Annotated in this window: 12 protein-coding genes and 2 pseudogenes; 7 read left to right on the top strand and 7 right to left on the bottom strand. The window is 66.2% G+C overall.

Annotation, left to right across the window (positions count from 1 at the left end; all coding sequences use genetic code 11):
* Nucleotides 1–127: 127 nt before the first annotated feature.
* From ABW16_RS02390 to ABW16_RS02375, 4 genes and pseudogenes are all read left to right on the top strand, one after another.
* Complete coding sequence (locus ABW16_RS02390; protein WP_047317471.1) at nt 128–532, top strand: MmpS family transport accessory protein; 405 nt, start codon at nt 128–130, stop codon at nt 530–532.
* Nucleotides 529–3,351, top strand: a pseudogene (locus ABW16_RS02385) (MMPL/RND family transporter). Before ABW16_RS02390 ends, ABW16_RS02385 begins: the two are co-directional and overlap by 4 nt.
* 46 nt (nt 3,352–3,397) lie before the next feature.
* Nucleotides 3,398–3,643 (top strand): AbrB/MazE/SpoVT family DNA-binding domain-containing protein, encoded by a 246-nt coding sequence (locus ABW16_RS02380; RefSeq protein ID WP_047317470.1) that lies wholly within the window; start codon nt 3,398–3,400, stop codon nt 3,641–3,643.
* Complete coding sequence (locus ABW16_RS02375; RefSeq protein ID WP_047317469.1) at nt 3,640–4,044, top strand: type II toxin-antitoxin system VapC family toxin; 405 nt, start codon at nt 3,640–3,642, stop codon at nt 4,042–4,044. The genes ABW16_RS02380 and ABW16_RS02375 overlap by 4 nt, the downstream gene beginning before the upstream one ends.
* Here ABW16_RS02375 and ABW16_RS28080 read toward each other — a convergent pair whose 3' ends face one another.
* Together ABW16_RS28080 and ku are read right to left on the bottom strand one after the other, a co-directional pair.
* A complete protein-coding gene (locus ABW16_RS28080; RefSeq protein ID WP_047317468.1) occupies nt 4,045–4,263 on the bottom strand; it encodes an alpha/beta fold hydrolase in 219 nt (72 codons plus the stop codon).
* Between the two features lie 113 nt (nt 4,264–4,376).
* On the bottom strand, nt 4,377–5,252 hold the full coding sequence (gene ku / locus ABW16_RS02365; protein WP_047317467.1) for a non-homologous end joining protein Ku: 876 nt from the start codon (nt 5,250–5,252) through the stop codon (nt 4,377–4,379).
* 62 nt (nt 5,253–5,314) lie between these two features.
* Between ku and ABW16_RS02360 the strand changes: the two genes are divergently transcribed.
* Complete coding sequence (locus ABW16_RS02360; protein WP_047317466.1) at nt 5,315–7,597, top strand: ATP-dependent DNA ligase; 2,283 nt, start codon at nt 5,315–5,317, stop codon at nt 7,595–7,597.
* Between the two features lie 3 nt (nt 7,598–7,600).
* A pseudogene (locus tag ABW16_RS02355) lies at nt 7,601–8,548 on the top strand (fumarylacetoacetate hydrolase family protein); the annotation flags it as partial.
* A gap of 19 nt (nt 8,549–8,567) precedes the next feature.
* Here the strand turns inward: ABW16_RS02355 and ABW16_RS02350 are convergent.
* From ABW16_RS02350 to ABW16_RS02330, 5 genes are all read right to left on the bottom strand, one after another.
* Entirely contained in the window at nt 8,568–10,691 is a 2,124-nt protein-coding gene (locus ABW16_RS02350; protein ID WP_233424668.1) for a cellulase family glycosylhydrolase, read from the bottom strand.
* 112 nt (nt 10,692–10,803) lie between these two features.
* Nucleotides 10,804–12,924, bottom strand: coding sequence for a cellulase family glycosylhydrolase (locus tag ABW16_RS02345; protein WP_233424667.1), 2,121 nt, complete (start codon nt 12,922–12,924; stop codon nt 10,804–10,806).
* 550 nt (nt 12,925–13,474) lie between these two features.
* Entirely contained in the window at nt 13,475–14,347 is an 873-nt protein-coding gene (locus ABW16_RS02340; RefSeq protein ID WP_047317462.1) for a TIGR03619 family F420-dependent LLM class oxidoreductase, read from the bottom strand.
* Between the two features lie 84 nt (nt 14,348–14,431).
* Nucleotides 14,432–15,148 carry a DUF4873 domain-containing protein gene (locus ABW16_RS02335; RefSeq protein ID WP_047317713.1) on the bottom strand — a complete coding sequence of 239 codons (717 nt, stop codon included), beginning with the start codon at nt 15,146–15,148 and terminating at the stop codon, nt 14,432–14,434.
* On the bottom strand, nt 15,145–16,047 hold the full coding sequence (locus ABW16_RS02330) for an AurF N-oxygenase family protein (protein ID WP_047317461.1): 903 nt from the start codon (nt 16,045–16,047) through the stop codon (nt 15,145–15,147). The genes ABW16_RS02335 and ABW16_RS02330 overlap by 4 nt, the downstream gene beginning before the upstream one ends.
* A 151-nt stretch (nt 16,048–16,198) precedes the next feature.
* Between ABW16_RS02330 and ABW16_RS02325 the strand changes: the two genes are divergently transcribed.
* On the top strand, nt 16,199–18,943 hold the full coding sequence (locus tag ABW16_RS02325) for a helix-turn-helix transcriptional regulator (protein ID WP_082133909.1): 2,745 nt from the start codon (nt 16,199–16,201) through the stop codon (nt 18,941–18,943).
* Nucleotides 18,944–19,016 lie beyond the last annotated feature (73 nt).

Here is a 19,016-nt window from a genome sequence, read left to right as displayed (position 1 = left end):
GCGGTGCCGCACTATTGAACCGTACGGTTCCGTACCGTACGCTTAATTTTCATTCGACCTGCCCACGGATACCGAAAGGCTTCCCGTGAAGAGACCGTCGTTTTCCAGCCTGGTCAGGCAGGGGTGGATGGTCCTTGTGGCCGTGGCTGTCGTCGGCATCGCCGCGTTCGCCGTCTACCGGCTGCACGGCATCTTCGGATCGGGTGACACCACATCGACGAAGAGCGACAAGGCCGATGAAATCGTGCCCTTCAATCCCAAGGACGTCGTTTACGAGGTCTTCGGCGCGCCGGGAGCGGTCGCCACCATCAACTACCTCGACGTCAACGCCGCGCCTCAGCAGATCATCGACGCTCCGCTGCCGTGGCGGTACCAGGCGACGACGACCGAACCGGCCGTCATCGCCGACCTGCGGGCGCAGGGCAACGGCGACACATTGGGCTGCCGCATCGTGATCGACGGCGAGCTCAAAGACGAAAGGACCGTCAACGCAGTGAGTGCTTACACCTTCTGCTTGGACAAGTCCGGATGAGCGCGCCGCCCGAGTCCCGGCCGTTCTGGCCGCGCACCATCCGGCGTTTCGCGGTGCCGATCGTGCTGTTCTGGGTGGCTCTGGCCGCGGTGACCAACAGTCTGGTTCCGCAGTTGGAGGTGGTCGCCGAGGCCCACAACGTGGGGATGAGTTCCCCGGACGCGCCGTCGTATCAGGCGGCGAAACGCATCGGAAAAGTGTTCCAGCAGTACGACACCGACAGCGCGGCGATGATCGTCATCGAAGGCGAGCAGCCGCTCGGTGACGACGCGCACCGGTTCTACGACGCCCTAATCGCGAAGCTGGAGCGCGACACCGACCACGTTCAGCACATCCAGAACTTCTGGGGCGACCCGCTGACCGCCGCCGGTTCGCAGAGCAACGACGGCAAAGCGGCACTGGCGCAAGTGTTTCTGGCCGGAAGCCAAGGCGAGACGCTGGCCAACGAGTCGGTGGCCGCCGTGCGCCGCATCGTCGAGGACACGCCCGCGCCGCCCGGCGTGCGCGCCTATGTGACGGGTGCGGCACCGCTGGTCGCCGACCAGTTCTCGGTCGGCAGCGAGGGCACCAACAAGGTCACCGCGATCACCTTCCTGGTGATTGCGCTGATGCTGTTCGCCGTCTACCGCTCGGTCGCCACCACCGTGCTTGCGCTGCTCACCGTGGCCATCGAAATGGCCGCCGCGCGTGGCTTCGTCGCGTTTCTCGGCTACCACGAGATCATCGGATTATCCACGTACTCAACGAATCTGCTGACGCTGCTGGCGATCGCCGCGGGAACCGATTATGCGATCTTCATCATCAGCCGCTACCAGGAGGCGCGCGCGGCCGGCGAGGATCCCGAGACAGCGTTCTACACCATGTACCGCGGCACCGCGCATGTCGTGATCGGTTCGGGCCTGACCATTTCCGGTGCCGTGTACTGCCTGACCTTCACCCGCCTGCCGTACTTCCACACGCTGGGCCTGCCCGCCGCCATCGGCATCTTCGTGGCGCTGGTCGCCGCGCTCACCCTGACCTCGGCCGTGCTCACCCTGGGCAGTCGATTCGGCCGCTTCGAACCCACCCGGGCGATGCGGATCCGCGGGTGGCGCAGGATCGGTACCGCTATCGTTCGCTGGCCCGGGCCCATTCTCGTGGTGGCCTGCGGGGTCGCCCTGGTCGGTCTGCTCGCCCTGCCGGGCTACAAGACCAGCTACGACGCCCGCGTCTACATGCCGGACCACGCCCCGGCCAACATCGGCTACGCCGCCGCCGAACGGCACTTCTCCCAAGCCCGGCTGAACCCGGAACTGCTGATGATCGAGTCAGACCACGATCTGCGCAACCCAGCGTCCTTCCTGGTGTTGGAACGGGTCGCCAAAGCCGTGTTCCATACGCCGGGCATCGCCAAGGTCCAGTCGATAACGCGGCCGTTGGGGACGCCGCTGAAACACACCTCGATACCGTTTTCGGTGGGCCAGGGAAGCGTCGCCCAAACCCAGAATCTGCGGTACCAGATGGACCGGGCGGCCGATCTGCTCAAGCAGGCGGCGGAAGCCGAGAAGTCGATCCACACGCTGGAACAGCAATATGCGTTGCAGCAGCAGCTCGCCGACGCCACCCACGCCGAGACCCAGAGCTTTCACGACACCATCGACCTGATGAACGACTTGCGTGACAAGCTCGCGAACTTCGATGACTTCTTCCGCCCCATCCGCAGTTACTTCTACTGGGAACCGCACTGCTTCGACATTCCCGCGTGCTGGGCGCTGCGTTCGGTGTTCGACATACAAGACGGCGTCGATGCGCTCAGCGAGAAATTCGAACAACTCACGGCGACCTTGGACCAGCTCGATGCGTTACAACCATAATTGGTGGGGCTGATTCCTTCCCAGATCGAAAGCCAGCAGGTCAACCGCGACCTCGCGCTGAACAACTACGCCACCAACTCCGGGATCAGCGATCAGTCGGCGGCCGCGAACGACAACCCGGCCGCCATGGGCCAGGCGTTCGACGAAGCCAAGAACGACGACTCCTTCTACCTGCCCCCGGAAGCGTTCAACAATGCCGAGTTCAAGCGCGGGATGAAGCTGTTCCTGTCGCCCGACGGCAAAGCCGCGCAGCTGATCATCACCCACGAGGGCGACCCCGCCACCCCCGAGGGCATCTCGCACATCGACAAGATCCGTGACGCCGCCAAGGAAGCCGTCAAGGGCACCCCGCTGCAGGGCTCCCACATCTACCTCGCCGGAACCGCCTCGACCTACAAGGACATCGCCGACGCCGCCAAGTACGACCTGCTGATCGCCGGGATCGCCGCGTTGAGCCTGATCCTGCTGATCATGATGATCATCACCCGAAGCCTGGTCGCCGCGATCGTCATCGTGGGCACCGTCGCACTGTCGCTGGGCGCCTCATTCGGGCTGTCGGTGCTGGTGTGGCAGTACCTGTTCGGCATCCACCTGTACTGGATCGTGCTGGCCCTGGCGGTCATCCTGTTGCTGGCGGTGGGCTCGGACTACAACCTGCTGCTGATTTCGCGGTTCAAGGAGGAGATCGGCGCGGGCTTGAACACCGGCATCATCCGGGCGATCGGCGGGACCGGCTCGGTGGTGACCGCCGCCGGACTGGTGTTCGCCGCCACCATGGCCTCGTTCATCTTCAGTGACCTGCGGATTCTCGGTCAGATCGGCACCACCATCGCGCTCGGCCTGCTGTTCGACACATTGATCGTGCGGTCGTTCATGACACCGTCCATCGCGGCGCTGCTCGGGCGCTGGTTCTGGTGGCCGCAGCGGGTGCGCCAGCGGCCCGCGGTGGCGGCCGAAAGCGGTTGACGGCGGCTGAGCTCAGCCTGGCCGTGTCGATGGTAGTTTTTTTACCATGCGCACAACCATCGACCCCGCGGGGCGTTTGGTGATTCCAAAGCGGATTCGCGATCGCCTTGGCTTGCACGGAAACGATCAGGTGGAGATCACGGAGCGCGATGGACGGATCGAGATTGAACCTGCGTTCACCGACGTCGAATTGGTCCGGGAAGGTTCGGTCCTTGTCGCACGGCCAGACCGTGAGCTGCCCCCGTTGACCGACGAAATCGTTCGCGAGACGTTGGACCGGGTACGAAGGTGATCACGCCCGACACCAGTGTTCTTGTTGCCGGATTCGCAACCTGGCACGAAGCGCACCAACCCGCCGCGCGTGCCCTTGGCCGGGGAGTTCATCTGGTCGCACACACGGCGGTGGAAACCTATTCCGTTCTGACGCGACTACCGCCGCCGCATCGCGTAGCGCCAGCGGCAGTCCACGCGTACCTGGCCGACGTCACATCCGCCGATTACCTCACGCTGGACGCACGAAGGCATCGCGAGCTGATCAACTATCTCGCGGCACACAATGTCACCGGTGGAGCAACCTATGACGCGCTGGTTGGATCGACGGCGATGGCTGCTGGAGCAACGCTGTTGACCCGCGACCGGCGAGCGGTCAGGACCTACGAGCTGCTGCAAGTGGAATACGAACTGGTGACATGATCACCGGCGTCTCCAGTCATCGATGAGGCCCATGGTCACCGGTAGTGCCTCACCGGAGAAGACCAGATGGTCTGAGCCGGAGACCTGGACGTAGGTTCCCTGCTGGTACCGGGCTGCAGTTTTGGGTGCTATCTGCGGCGGCACGACCCGATCGCATTCGCCCCGGATCACGAGCACCGGGCTGGTGGGCGGGGCCCCCAACTGCCACCGCGGGCCCATGCGCCATGGATCAGAACGACGTCCTTGATATCGGACATAAGGCCCAGGGTTACACCCGCCACGTCAAACAATGCCCGTAACGAGTGAAATACCGTGGCTTGCCCGTGTGCGGATCAGGACTTTTTGGCCGGTGCTTTCTTTGCGGGTGCCTTCTTGACCGGTGTCTTCTTCGCGGGAGCTTTCTTCGCCGGCGCCTTCGCCGAGCGCGCTTTCACACTGGCTTCCAGCTTGGCCAGCAGGTCGGAGACATCCTCGGTGGCATCCAGTTCGGCGGGCCGCTCCTCGGGGGTGAACGCCTCGTCGCCCTCGAGCTTGGCCGCGATCAACTCGTGCAGTTGCTCCTGATAGGTGTCGTGATAGCGGTCGGGGTCGAAATCGTCGGCCATCGACTCGACCACCTGCCCGGCCATCTTCAGCTCGGCCGGCTTGATCTCGACCTTGGTGTCCAATGCGGGGAAGTCCGGGTCGCGGATCTCGTCGGGCCACAGCAGGGTGTGCACCATCATCACGTCGCGCTTGGAGAAGTCCTTGACCCGCAGCGCCGCCAGCCGGGTCTTGTTGCGGAGTGTGAAATGAACGATCGCCACCCGGTCGGTTTCGGCCAGCGTCTTGGCCAGCAGCACATAGGATTTGATCGACTTCGATGCCGGCTCCAGAAAGTAGCTGCGGTCGTAGAGCATCGGGTCCAGGTCGCCGGCCGGCACGAACTCGAGAACGGCGATCTCATGATCGCGCTCCTCGGGGAGGTTCGCGATGTCGTCGTCGGTGATCACCACCATCCGGCCGTCGTCGGACTCATACGCCCGCGCGATGTCGGCGTAGTCGACGACTTCGCCGCACTCCTCGCAGACTCGGCGATAGCGGATCCGTCCGTGGTCCTTGGCGTGCACCTGACGGAACTTGATGTCATGGTCCTCGGTGGCGCTATAGACCTTCACCGGCACGTTGACCAGACCGAATGCGATCGAACCCTTCCAGATGGAACGCATGTGGCCAGTATGCCCACCTCGATCTGCCCATAACCGGCTTTGGTGCGACGTAGGTTGGCGACATGGCCGCTGAGCCGCTCCAGACCCGGGTGAAGCTGACCAACGCCGACAAGGTGCTCTACCCCGCCACGGGCACCACCAAGGCCGAGGTCTTCGACTACTACACCCGCATCGCCGAGGTGATGCTGCCGCACATCGCGGGACGACCGGCGACCCGCAAGCGCTGGCCCAACGGCGTCGAGCAGGGATCCTTCTTCGAAAAACAGCTGGCCACCTCGGCGCCGGGCTGGTTGGCCCGCGCCGACATTCAGCATCGCTCCGGCATCACCACTTACCCGATCATCGAGGACCTCGACGGCCTGGCCTGGATCGCCCAGCAGGCGGCGCTGGAAGTGCACGTGCCGCAGTGGCGTTTCGAGGCGGAATGGACCCACGGCGGGAAGGTGCTCAAGCCCGGACTGGCGACGCGTCTGGTGTTCGACCTCGACCCCGGCGAGGGCGTGACGATGAGCCAACTCGCCGAGGTGGCGCGCGCCATCCGGGATCTGATGTCCGAGCTTGGCCTGGAGACGTTCCCGGTCACCAGCGGCAGCAAGGGCGTGCACGTCTACGCCGCCCTTGATCGCCCGGTGAGCAGCCCGGGCGCGGCGACGGTGGCCAAACGGGTTGCGCAGCAACTCGAAAGCACACTGCCGAAGCTGGTGACCGCGACCATGGCCAAGAAACTTCGGGCCGGGAAGGTCTTCGTCGACTGGAGTCAGAACAACGCGTCGAAGACCACCATTGCGCCCTATTCGCTGCGGGGCCGTGCCCATCCGATGGTTGCCGCGCCACGCACCTGGGCGGAGCTGGACGACCCGGACCTGCGGCAGCTGCGCTACGACGAGGTGCTGGACCGCGTCGCTCGCGACAGCGATCTGTTGGCCGAGCTGGACCGGCCCTTGGCCCGACACGATCGACTGGCCGTATACCGGTCCAAGCGTGACGCGGGCCGAACTCCCGAACCGGTGCCGGACGCGACGCCGTCGCCGGGGGAGGGCAACAGTTTCGTCATCCAGGAGCACCACGCCCGCCGGCTGCACTACGACTTCCGGCTGGAGCGCGACGGTGTGCTGGTGAGCTGGGCGGTGCCCAAGAATCTGCCGGACACGCCGTCGGTCAACCATCTCGCGGTGCGCACCGAGGACCACCCGCTGGAGTACGGCAGCTTCGAAGGCACCATCCCCAAGGGCGAGTACGGCGCCGGCACGGTGCGCATCTGGGATTCGGGCAGCTATGTCACCGAGAAGTTCGAGGACACCGTCGAGAAGGGGGAGGTGATCGTGGTGCTGGCCGGCAGCCGGATCTCCGGGCGATACGCGCTGATCCGCACCGGCGGCGACCAGTGGCTGGCGCACCGGATGAAGGACCAGAAGGCGTTTACCTTCAACGAGCTGGCCCCGATGCTGGCCACCGAGGGTTCGGTGACCCGGCTCGACCCGAGCCAGTGGGCCTTCGAGGGCAAGTGGGACGGATACCGGCTGCTGGTGGAAGCCGACCGCGGCCGGATTCGACTGCGCGCTCGCAGTGGGCGCGACGTTACCCGCGAATACCCCCACCTGCCGTTCCCGGCCGCCGATCTGGCCGAGCATCACGTGGTGCTCGACGGCGAGCTCGTCGCGCTCGATGACAGCGGTGTCCCCAGCTTCGCCGAGATGCAGAACAACGCCCGCTCTCCTCGTCTGGAGTTCTGGGCCTTCGACCTGCTCTATCTCGACGGTCGCCCACTGCTGCGCGCGGCCTACCGGGATCGCCGTCGCCTGCTGGAAACCCTCGCGCGAGGAACCGATTTGGTGGTCAAAGACCTGCTGACAGCCGACGGTGAGCAGGCGCTCGAACAGTCCCACCGGCTCGGCTGGGAGGGCGTTGTCGCCAAGAAGTGGGACTCGCCCTACCACCCGGGGCGCCGGTCGCCGGCGTGGGTCAAGGCCAAGCGCTGGCGAACCCAGGAAGTGGTGATCGGCGGTTGGCGAGCCGGTGAAGGTGGCCGCAGCGGCGGGATCGGGTCCCTGCTGATGGGTATTCCCGAGGGTGACGGCCTGCGTTTCGTCGGTCGGGTCGGCACCGGGTTCACCGACCGTAACCTCACCGCCCTGAAGAAGATGTTGATGCCGCTGCGCACCGACGAATCACCTTTTCTGGCACCGCTTTCCCGGCTGGACGCCAAGGGTGTCACGTTTGTGCAACCAACCGTGGTGGGGGAGGTGCGCTTCAGTGAACGGACGACGGATGGTCGGCTGCGCCAACCCAGTTGGCGCGGACTGCGGCCTGACAAGACCCCCGAGGAGGTCGTGAGTGAGGATTGACCCGTGCGGTGGGTGACCTATCGAAGCGACGACGGGGAGCGTGCGGGGGTGCTAGACGGCGACGTGATCCATGCGCTGCCGCCCGGTGTGACACTGCTGGAGCTGATCCGGTTGGGTCCCGATGGTCTGCGCGACGCCGGCGAACGGGCGTTGGCCGCCCCAACGGCGACGGTGCGGGCCGACCAGGTGGCGCTGATGGCGCCGATCCCGCGTCCGCCGTCGATCCGCGACAGCCTGTGCTTTCTGGACCATATGCGCAACTGCCTTGCCGCGACCGGCCGCAGCCGCGACCTCGATGACACCTGGTATCGGATTCCGGCGTTCTATTTTGCCTGCCCAGCAACGGTTCTGGGGCCCTACGACGATGCGCCCATGGCACCCGGCAGTGCTTGCCAGGACTTCGAGTTGGAAGTCGCGGCGATCATCGGCACGTCCGGCGCGAATCTGTCGGTGGAACAAGCCGAGCAGGCCATCATCGGCTACACCATTTTCAATGACTGGTCGGCACGGGACCTGCAAGCCCAGGAGGGCGTGCTGGCGATCGGGCAGGCCAAGGGCAAGGACAGCGGGGTCACCCTGGGGCCCTACCTGGTCACCCCCGACGAGCTGGAGCCTTACCGCCGCAACGGCAAACTCAGCTTGCACGCCACCGCGATCGTCAACGACGTGATCGTGGGCCTCGGGTCGACCGAGGCCATGGACTGGAGCTTCGGCGAGGTCATCAGCTACGCGTCGCGCGGGGTGCCGCTGCAGCCCGGTGATGTCTTCGGCTCCGGCACGGTACCGACCTGCACCCTGCTTGAGCATCTTGATCCCGCACTGCCGCAACCATTTCCGGGCTGGCTGGGCGACGGTGACGTGGTGACCCTTCAGGTGCAAGGCCTGGGTGAGGTACGTCAGACGGTGCGCGCCAGCGCTCCGCCGATACCGCTGGCGGAGCGCCCGCGCCCGTAGGCCGTGCCTAGCCCGCTCAGCTCGCCGCTGTGACGGTCACCTTGATGGTGGAGGCACCGGAGTCGGACGCGATGATCAGCTCCGAAGCGTTGGGTCCGGAGGTGACGTGTCCGCCGGTCACGGTGACGGTGTAGCCGTTGGGGTACTGGCTGGGTGGCACCGAGATGGTGGTTTGTGAACCGGCGGCGAAGCTGCCGGAGCCGTCGGCCTGGTCGGTGGAGTAGCTGAAGGAGAAGACTCCGCCCGAGAACGACAACGAGCTCGGGATTCCGGAGATCACCTGCGGGTACGGCTGGGACAGGGCATCAAGCTTGTCCCAGTTGACGTTGTCCCCGACCGGCGCCTTGCTCAGGTCGAACACCAGTGCCTGATCGTTCGGCGACGCGCTGGTGATGTCACCGCCGGTGTAAGCCCACTCAGACCAGCCGAAGAGCCACTTGTTCGAGGCATTCAGGCTCGCCCCGATGGCTCCGAGGTTGTTCGTCGCACCGAACTCGCTGAGCCAGCCCGGGATGTTGTGCTCCTGGGTGTATTCCGACGCATACCCGAACACGATGTCGGCGTTCCAGTCGCAGCCGAAGCTCGAGCCGGGGATGAGTGACGTCGTGACGCAGTAGTGGTGGAACGAGAAGGCCGAGTTCTCGTCGTCGACCGTGCCCAGGTGCGTCTGCACCGGCAGGCTGCCGAAGAGGGTGTTCGGCTCGAAGAACACGGTCTTGTTCGGGTCGACGGAGCGGATGGCCGCGTCGATCTGGTTGTAGAACGGGGTCAGCTGCTGGGAGTCGAAGTACGGGTTGCCCAAAATGCTGCCCAACGCCTGGGTGCCCGCCCACGGCTCGTTCATGATGTCGTAGCCGGCTACGTTGGCGTCGCCCTTGAAGTAGTTGGCGACGGCCTGCCACGACAACGCGTAGTGGTTCTGCAGCCCGATGCCGTCCGGCGCTTTGGCGTTGGCCCAGAACGAGTCCCAGGCATAGTTCTGCGCCGGGTTCAGCGGGTAGGTGCCCGGGAAGCCCAGCAGGGGGTTGGGCAGTCCGCCGGTCAAGACGGCCCAGTCCGGAGCGCCCTCGCCGCCGAACTCCTCGTTGTAGAGGTCTTGGTGCATGTCGAGGATGGCAACGATGTTGTAGCGGCCGAGCATCTCGACCGTCTCCTTCACCGAGGCCAGGTAGTCGTAGTCGATGACGCCGGGCTGGGGTTCCACCCCGGCCCAGATGATGCCCAGGCGTACCGAGTTGAAGCCGTTGGCGGCGAGGAAGGCCGCGTCTTCCTCGCTGAAGCCGCCGGCGGACGGCTCGTAAGGCGGAATCTTGTAGACCTGGTTGAGGCCGCGCAGCAGCACGACCTGGCCGTCGGAGTTGGTGAGCCAGCCGTTGGAGACCTCGACCGGTGTGGTGACTGTTCCGGTGATGCCGCCGGGCAGGGTGCCGTAGTGGCCGGCCGCGCCGTGGGTGCCATAGATCAGGCCGGCCACCCCGCCGACGCCACCGAGGGCGGGCAGGCCGCTGAGGGTGTCGCCGTCGCCGGCGTCGCCGCCGTGGCCGCCGTTGCCCATCAGCCAGCCGGCGGCGCCGCCGTCGCCGCCGACAGCTCCGGCCCCGCCGTCGCCGCCTGCGCCGCCGTTGCCGAAGATCCCGACCGCGGAGCCGCCGTGGCCGCCGGCGACCCCGTCGGTGGTGCTGGTCCAGCCGGCGCCGCCGTCACCGAAGAGCCAGCCGCCGTTGCCGCCGTTGGGGTTGGCTTCGGTGCCGTCGGCGCCGTTGCCGATGACGGTGGAGCCGAACAGGGTGTTGATGGCGCCGTTGACCTGGCTGCCCAGTTCGCTGTCGATCCACTTCTCGGCGAGGTCGTGCAGGCCGGTGTAGAAGTCGAAGCCCACGGCGAGACCGGGGTCGGCCGGCTCGGCCAGTGCGGCAAAGGCGGCGTCCCAGTGCGCGGAGGACAAGAAGGTGTCCCAGGCGGTGGTGTCGAACAGGGCTTGGCCGTCAAGGGCACCGTCGGTGGTGGCAAACGGCGTGAACAAGACGTCCATCATGTCGTCGAGGTCGGCGTGTGCCGGCGGGGTCATGGGCGCGATCGCCAAAAACGCGGCGACTCCGACAACCTTGCTGCCCACAACCCTGCTGCGGTGACGAGACATCCCGACAAACCCTTCCCATGGACACACTCGATTTCTTAAGTGTTTCTGAGAAGGTAAACGAGTTACTTACACTGCGCAAGGTTGCGGCGTAGCCGCGTGCCGGGGGCGCCGCCTAGGACGCGGTGACCGTCACGCTGATGGTGGAGGCACCGGAGTCTGACGTGATGATCAGCTCCGAGGCGCCTGGGCTGGAGGTGACGTGTCCGCCGGTGACGGTGACGGTGTAGCCGTTGGGGTACTGGGTGGGTGGCACCGAGATGGTGGTCTGTGAACCGGCGGCGAAGCTGCCGGTGCCGTCGGCCTGGTCGGTGGAGTAGCTGAACGAGAAGACCCCGTTGTTGAACGACCAGGCGGTGGGTGTCCCCGAGATCAGCTGCGGGTAGGGCTGGGAGAGGGCGTCGAGTTTGTCGACGTTGACGTTGTCGCCGACCGGCGGCTTGGTCAGGTCGTAGACCAACGCCTGATCGTTGGGTGAAGTACTGGTGATGTCGTTGCCGGTGTAGGCCCATTCGGTCCAGCCGATCAGATGCTGGTTGGCGGCGTTCATTCCGGCGGTGATGGTCGGGATGTTGTTGGTGGCACCGAACTCGCTGAGCAACGCCGGGATGTTGTGCTCCTGTGCGTAGTCCATCGCGAACCCGAACGAGACGTCGGCATTCCAGTCGCAACCGAAGCTCAGGGTCGAGAACAGCGCGTTCACCATGCAGTAGTGGTGGAACGAGAAGACGGTGTTGGGGTCGTCCACCGTGCCCAGGTGGTTCGGTACCGGCAGGCTGGCCTCGAGGGTGGTGGGACCGACGAACACGGTCTTGTTGGGGTCGACCGAGCGGATGGCCGCGTCGATCTGGTTGTAGAACGGGGTCAGCTGCTGGGCGTCGAAGTAGGGGTTGCCGAGCAGCCCTCCCAGCGTTTGAGTGCCTGCCCAGGGCTCGTTCATGATCTCGTAGCCGGCGACGTTCGGGTCGCCCTTGAAGTAGTTGGCGACGGCCTGCCACATCAGCGCGTAGTGGTTCTGCAGCCCGATCTGGTCGGGTCCGTTGGTGTTGGCCCAGAACGCGTCCCAAGCATGGTTCTGTGCCGGGCTGACGAAGTAGCTGCCCGGGAAGCCGGCCTCGATGTTGGGCAGCCCGCCGGTGATAGTGGCCCAGTCCGGAGCGCCGTCGCCGCCCAGGCTGCCGCTGTAGAGGTCTTGGTGCATGTCGAGGATGGCAACGATGTTGTGGTTGGCCAGGATCTGCACGGTCTGCTGGATCGAGGCCAGGTAGTCGTAGTCGATGACGCCGGGTTGCGGTTCCACCCCGGCCCAGATGACACCGAGGCGGACGGCGTTGAAACCGTTGGCGGCCAGGAACGCGGCGTCGTCGTCGCTGAAGCCGCCGGCAGACGGTTCGTAGGGGGCGATCTTGTAGACCTGGTTGAGGCCGTGCAGCATGACGACCTGGCCGTCGGCGTTGGTGAGCCAGCCGTTGGAGACCTCGACCGGTGCGGTGACTGTGCCGGTGATGCCGCCGGGCAGGGTGCCGTAGTGGCCGGCCGCGCCGTGGGTGCCGTAGATCAGGCCGGCCACGCCGCCGACGCCGCCGAGGGCGGGCAGGCCGCTGAGGGTGTCGCCGTCGCCGGCGTCGCCGCCGTGGCCGCCGTTGCCGAACAGCCAGCCGGCGGCTCCGCCGTCGCCGCCGACGGCCCCGGCCCCGCCGTCGCCGCCTGCCCCGCCGTTGCCGAAGATCCCGACCGCGGAGCCGCCGTGGCCGCCGGCGACCCCGTCGGTGGTGCTGTTCCAGCCGGCGCCGCCGTCACCGAAGAGCCAGCCGCCGTTTCCGCCGTTGGGGTTGGCTTCGGTGCCGTCGGCGCCGTTGCCGATGACGGTGGAGCCGAACAGGGTGTTGATGGCGCCGTTGACCTGGCTGCCCAGTTGGCTGTCGATCCACTTCTCGGCGAGGTCGTGCAGGCCGGTGTAGAAGTCGAAGGCCAGTGCGGGGCTGGGCTCGGCCAGGGCGGCAAAGGCGGCGTCCCAGTGCGCGGAGGACAAGAAGGTGTCCCAGGCGGCCGTGTCGAACAGGGCTTGGCCGTCAAGGGCACCGTCTGCGGTGGCAAACGGCGTGAACAAGACGTCCATCATGTCGTCGAGGTCGGCGTGCGCCGGCGCAAGCGGCACGGCCGCAGAGGTCACAGCCAAAAACGCGGCGACTCCGACAACCTTGCTGCCCACAACCCTGCTGCGGTGACGAGACATCTCGACAAACCCTTCCCATCAACGCCCCTGTCGCGCCTGAGGCCTGTCTGAGAAGCTAAATGAGCTACTTAACAACGCGCAAGGGTGCGGCGGAAAAGGATTGCGATTCGGTCGCCGGCCAAGGCGTCCAGAAGGGTGCTCGGGCAGCGATTACCTGGGTTTATACCTGGTGGACGCGCTGGGGCGCCGTCGTGGGTGAGATCGCGCGATAGTTCGCTACGACAACTATTTCGCCAATCCCGATCAGCACTGCGTCGCGGCGCGAATCCACTGGCGGCGGGCGTCGCTCTGCCCGGCTTCGGATGCTGCGGCGCGAAGCAGGCGAACAACCCGCTGGCGGTCGATGTGACCGGTTCTCGGCTCGGCCGGCAAGTACGTTTGCGTCTTCATGTCACTACTCCCTGCAGGTCACACAATGAGAACTGCAGTACCCGACCGCCACCGGCGGTCAGTGCACGTATTCATTAACGCCAGCGGCGACGGAATGTATCCCGATTTACCCGGGCGAAACAGTGAGTGTGGACACGTCCGGCCGCGGACGTGACGGGGTTCACCCTGCCTTGGCGATGACGTGCTCGGCGAACCGCTCCAGGTTGCGGATCTTGGTGTCCAACGGCTCGGTGTCGTCGCCGACGATGTAGGGCACGCGGAAGCCGACGATGACGTCGGTGACGCCCTTGTCCTCCAGGCGCTTGATGCCGTCGACGGTGAATCCGTCGACCGAGATCACGTGGATTTCGAACGGGTCGTCGGCGCGGCCTTCCTCCTCGCGGAGCTGCTTGAGTCGGGTGATCAGCCCGTCGAGCTCGGCCGGGTCGCCACCGCCGTGCATCCAGCCGTCGTGCCGGGCCGCGCGCCGCAGCGCGGCTTCGGCGTGGCCACCGATCAGGATCGGGATCGGCTGCGACGGCGCCGGGGTCATCTTGGTCTTGGGGATGTCGTAGAACTCGCCGTGGAACTCGAAGTAGTCGCCGGTGGTGAGCCCCTGGATGATCTCGATGCACTCGTCCATCCGCTTGCCGCGGCGGGCGAACGGCACCCCCATCAACTCGTAGTCCTCCGGCCACGGGCTGGTGCCCACGCCCAGGGCCAGCCGGTTGTCGATCATCGCGGCCAGCGAACCGGCCTGCTTGGCGACCAATGCCGGCGGGCGGATCGGCAGCTTGACCACGAACGGGGTGAACCGCAGCGTGCTGGTGACCGCGCCCAGCGCGGCGATCAAGACGAAGGTCTCGATGAAGGCCTTGCCGTCCAAGAATTCCCGATTGCCGTCGGGCGTGTAGGGGTATTTGGAGTCCGATTCGAACGGGTAGGCGATGCTGTCCGGGATCGTCATGCTGTGGTACCCGGCGGCCTCGGCGGCCTTGGCGAGCGGAATGTAATAGCTCGGGTCGGTCATCGCTTCGGCGTAGGTGAACCGCACGTCGTCTCCTCGGTCTTTAGGTGCTGGGGCGCTGTTCTCTGCATAGCAGACTCGCCCGTGTCGACCCGAGTGGGGGAGTGCGAATCACATGCGCGGCGGCATCGCGATCTCGACATCCTCCAACGGGAATGGCGGGTAACCGGCGGCGCCGATCACGGTCAGCGTGCCCCACGGCGTCCGCTCGGCGACGCGCCCCTGCGCGGTGTGCTCGCCAATCCGGATGCTGACCTTGGAGCCGGTGACGCTCCCGCCCGGTAGGTCGGTGAAAAACATTCCCTGCCAATGATATTGGCCATCGATCGGATCGAAGTGGCCAGTCAGGCGGACTCGCGTCGGATACTCCTCACCGTTGTGGGTGAGAACCGCTGGCCCGTCGTAGGTTTCGTCGTCGACGCCCAGCGATCCGGTGAGGTAAAACCGGGAGATCCCCCGGGTCGGCAGCAGTCGATGCACCCGCAGCCGTGGCGAGCGAGACTCGATCCGGCTGGCTCCGCTGCGCCGTAGGGCATCCATCAGCCGGGCCACATACCGGGCCTGCCGGCGGGTGTGCGGGCCGGGGACCTGGAATCGGTTGGGGACGCCATGCCTGGCGACGGCGTCGTCGGTGGAGGCGGCGGTGCCGATCAGGGTGCGGGCGGTGAGCTCTTGCCCGTCGGCGGTGGTCACCGTCCAGGTGTCGGTGCCGCTGTCGAATCGGGTGATCACGTTCGCCGGATCGACGGCGCGGACGCCGTCGATCAACCCGTGCAGGAGCGCCGGGTCGCCCAGCACCACCACGTCGAGGACGCCGTTGCGGCTCACAGGAATCCGGCCCGCCGCCACATCCGCCGGGCCAGCCCGCCCATCAGTCCGACTTCGGTGAAGAACGCGGCCAGCGGCGCGAATGACGAGCGGGAAGCCGCATGGAAGTGCGGGTTGGCCCGCGCCACCCGGCGAGCTTCGCGGCCGTCCAGCCCGACCCGGTTGTAGACCACCGGCAAAGTGAACAGGTGGCGGTAGAACGGTCCGCCGACACCCTGCAGGTTTGCCAACAGCACACGCCGGTAGCGGGGCATCGCCGGGACGCTGCGCCGCAGACCATCGCGGGCGTATTGGATGTGGCGGGCTTCCTCGGTGACATGGATGCGCATCACGCGCCGCACGATCGGCTGCAGGTCCGGGTCGTCGAGAATCTGGCGCTGCAGCGAGTCGAAGATCTCCTCGCCGACCAGCGCCGCCCCCCACAAGATGCTGCCGCGGAACAGGAAGGGCAGCGCGTTGATGACGATGCGCTGATGCAGCCGCGGGCGCACCGGCACGCCGCCGATCCGGTCGATGGTCTTGCCGAACATCAGCATGTGGCGGGTCTCATCGCCCAGTTCGGTCAGCGAATAGTGCGTGGTGCGCGCGGTGGGGTTCTTGTGCATCATGTCGCGCAGCAGCGCCTGGTTGAGGATGTTCTCGAACCAGATGCCGGCGGACAGGACGTTGACCAGCTCTTGGCGGGACATCTCGATCTGCTGTTCGCGGGTCATTGCCTCCCACAGCGGCGTGCCGTAGAGGGTGCACATCCGCGGCGGCAGGAAGAACTTGTCCTCCTCCAGCGGGGCATTCCAATCGATGTCGACGACCGGTGCGTAGGACTTTTTCACCGAGCCCTTCAGCAGACGCTCGGCAAATTCCTCCCGGGTCGGTTCGCTCGGCCGCACCGCTGTGGTCATGACGGAAATCCCTTCTCGCTCGGACTTGTAAAAGCTAGGAGCCACACCAAGGCATGTCAATACCGACGGTACCGGATACTTCCGGTACCTGTGTGACTCCCGTCACCGTTGTCTGGCGCGGGTTGCGGCCGTTCCTGCCAAAATTGTCGGCATGCGTTCTGTGGGGGCGGACCGAAAGGCGGAGACAGCAGTTCTGACCGCCTTTCTTGAGCGCACGCTGTCCGAGCCGGGGGTACTTCTGCTCGAAGGTGAAGCCGGTATCGGGAAGTCCACCCTGCTGTGGGAGACAGCGGAGACCGCAGCCGAGCATGGTTGCGTGGTGCTCTCCGCTTCGGGCGCACCGGCCGAGGTCAGCTACGCCTATGCCGCGGTGGCCGATCTGCTGGCCGCCATCGATGTGCCGGAGGAGTTGCCGGAGGTCCAACGAGCGGCGCTGGGGCAGGTGTTGCTCGGTGGGGGCGACGGGCCGGCAGGCAACGAGCGGATGGTGGCCACCGCGTTTCTGGCGGTGATCCGCGCGTTGGGTTCGGAAGCACCGGTGTTGCTCTGCATCGACGACGTCCAGTGGTTGGACGCCTCCAGTCAGGCGGTGATCGGGTATGCCGCCCGACGGCTGCCCTGGCGGGCCGGACTGCTGCTCGCGGTGCGGACCGACTCGGCGGACACCGTCGACATGAGTTGGCTGAGTGTTGCCCGCCCCGACACGGTGGCACGTCTACCGGTACTTCCGTTGAGTCTGGGCGGTGTGCACACTCTGGTGTCGGCGCGGCTGGGTCACACCTTGCCACGCCCGGCGATCACGCGGATTCACGAAATATCGGGCGGTAACCCGTTTTTCGCCCTGGAACTGGCACGGTTCATCGCCGAGGCGCCGGACCAGGCCGACGTGCAACTGCCCGACAGTCTGGCGGCCCTGGTGCGTGACCGCATAGGGCAGCCCGACGAGGATGTCGCGGCGGTGTTGTTGGCCGCCGCCTGCGCTGCGCGGCCGACCGTGCAGCGAGTGGGCCTGGCCACCGATCTCAACCCAGATCGGGTCGTCGAACTGATCGAATCCACTCAGGCACGACGGGTGGCCCAGATCGACGGCGGCCGGATCCGATTTCACCATCCACTGTTCGCCACGGGTGTCTGTAGTGCGGCCGGGGCGTCGGCGCGCCGCGCCATGCATCGTCGGTACAGCGAATTCGTACACGAGCCCGAGCTCAAGGCGCGGCACATGGCGTTGGCGGCGACCACCCACGATCCGGACGCCGTGGAGGCGCTCGACGTGGCCGTTGAGTTCACCCGAACACGCGGTGCCCCAGCGGTTGCCGCCGAACTGATCGAATTGGCCATCAAACTCGGCGACGACACGCCGTCGCGGCGAATCCGGGCCGCTGAACAACACTTTCGTTCTGGAGCCGTCGCGGCGGCGCGCACCCACCTGCAGTCGATCCTGGACGGGGCAGAGTCTTCGAGCGAGTTGCGCTGTACGGCGTTGATTGCGATAGCCGCCCTCACCGGTTACGAAGGCAGCTTGGTGGTGGCCGCGGATCTGTTGACTCAGGCTATCGACCAAGCTGCCGACAATCCCCTGCTGCAGCTTCAAGCCCGACTGCTGATGGTGCCGGTGGCGAGGGTGATCGGCAACGCCAAGGATGCCGTTGAACTCGCGAATACCGCTGTGGCGCAAGCTGATCAGATCGGCATCGCCGGATTGCGCAGCCAGGCATTGACGATTCAGGCCGTGGTGCGCTTCTGGTTCGGGCAGGGACTGGATCCGGACGCCCTGCGGCTGGCGGTGGATTCCGAGGACCCTGCCGGCGTTCCGGCGGCGATGTACCGCGCCGGCGTCGTCGCGCCGGTAATTCGTTCCTGGGCTGGGGAACTCGACGACGCTCCCGGGCAGATTCGCGCTCTGCGGCAGCGGCTTGCCGAAGGCGGGACCGAGACCGACATCCTCTGGATGGACGACTACGCCGCGATGGTCGAACTGTGGCTGGGTCACTATGCCGAGGCGGGAGTCATTGCTGACGAGGCCGTGCAGCGCGCCGAGCTAATGGGCACCAAGATGGTGCTGGTCTGCGCGTGGGCACGTCAGGCATGGGTGGCCGCCTACGCCGGGCGTGTCGATGACGCCCGCTCGATTGCGCGCGCGGCTATGGACGCGGCCCGCGTCATCGGCGACGCGATGCACACGTCGTCGGCGACGGCGGCGTGCGCGTTTCTCGAGGTGTCGCTCGGCGATCACGCTGCCGCGATCAAACTGCTGGAGCCGCTGCTGGCCTCGTTCGATCCCGAGCACGGCACCGAGATCGTTGTCGGATCCCACCTGCCTGACGCCGTGGAGGCGCTGACCGCGTTCGGGCGGCTGGATGAGGCCGAGCCGCTGGTCGCGGCGCTGGAGCGTAACGGAGCCCGCCTCGATCGACCATGGATGCTGGCAACGGGTGCCCGCGGCCGCAGTCATCTGTTGGCCGCGCGCGGTGAGCTCGATGCCGCGGAACTGGCCGCTGAGCAGGCGATGGTTCACCATGAACGGCTGCCGATGCCGTTCGAGAAGGCGCGGACTCAGCTGTTGTTGGGGCAGGTGCAGCGTCGGCGCCGGCGCCGGCAGGCCTCGGAGGCGACTCTGCGCGCGGCGCTGGAGACCTTCGAGTCGTTGGGGGCGCCGTTATGGGTGCAGCGCGCCCGGGCCGAGTTGGCGCGGCTGATCAGTTCGGCTCCGGGTGGTGGACTGACGCCCGCTGAGCATCGTGTCGCGGAGCTGGCCTCAGCCGGACTGTCCAACAAGCAGATCGCCGCCGAGTTGTTCATCGCGCCCAAGACGGTGGAGACGACTCTGAGCAGCGTGTACCGCAAGCTCGGCATCCGGTCCCGGGGCGGCCTGTTCGCGGCACTCAACCCCGGGTGACAGCCCGCGATGTGAAATACGCAGACTCTCAGCTTTTCGGGATTTACCTGACATAAACCGGGCAAAATACTGG

The organism is Mycolicibacter heraklionensis, assembly GCF_001021505.1.
In the GTDB taxonomy this organism is placed as follows: domain Bacteria; phylum Actinomycetota; class Actinomycetes; order Mycobacteriales; family Mycobacteriaceae; genus Mycobacterium; species Mycobacterium heraklionense.
Note: the sequence above shows the minus strand (reverse complement) of the source record. Positions and strands in the feature narration are given on the sequence as shown.

What these genes read in the sequence shown, in the direction of transcription:
- ABW16_RS02390 (WP_047317471.1), top strand. Translation starts at nt 128, where the DNA reads ATGGTCCTTGTGGCCGTGGCTGTCGTCGGCATCGCCGCGTTCGCCGTC.
- ABW16_RS02380 (WP_047317470.1), top strand. Translation starts at nt 3,398, where the DNA reads ATGCGCACAACCATCGACCCCGCGGGGCGTTTGGTGATTCCAAAGCGG.
- ABW16_RS28080 (WP_047317468.1), bottom strand. Translation starts at nt 4,263, where the DNA reads ATGGGCCCGCGGTGGCAGTTGGGGGCCCCGCCCACCAGCCCGGTGCTC.
- ku (WP_047317467.1), bottom strand. Translation starts at nt 5,252, where the DNA reads ATGCGTTCCATCTGGAAGGGTTCGATCGCATTCGGTCTGGTCAACGTG.
- ABW16_RS02360 (WP_047317466.1), top strand. Translation starts at nt 5,315, where the DNA reads ATGGCCGCTGAGCCGCTCCAGACCCGGGTGAAGCTGACCAACGCCGAC.
- ABW16_RS02350 (WP_233424668.1), bottom strand. Translation starts at nt 10,691, where the DNA reads ATGTCTCGTCACCGCAGCAGGGTTGTGGGCAGCAAGGTTGTCGGAGTC.
- ABW16_RS02345 (WP_233424667.1), bottom strand. Translation starts at nt 12,924, where the DNA reads ATGTCTCGTCACCGCAGCAGGGTTGTGGGCAGCAAGGTTGTCGGAGTC.
- ABW16_RS02330 (WP_047317461.1), bottom strand. Translation starts at nt 16,047, where the DNA reads ATGACCACAGCGGTGCGGCCGAGCGAACCGACCCGGGAGGAATTTGCC.
- ABW16_RS02325 (WP_082133909.1), top strand. Translation starts at nt 16,199, where the DNA reads ATGCGTTCTGTGGGGGCGGACCGAAAGGCGGAGACAGCAGTTCTGACC.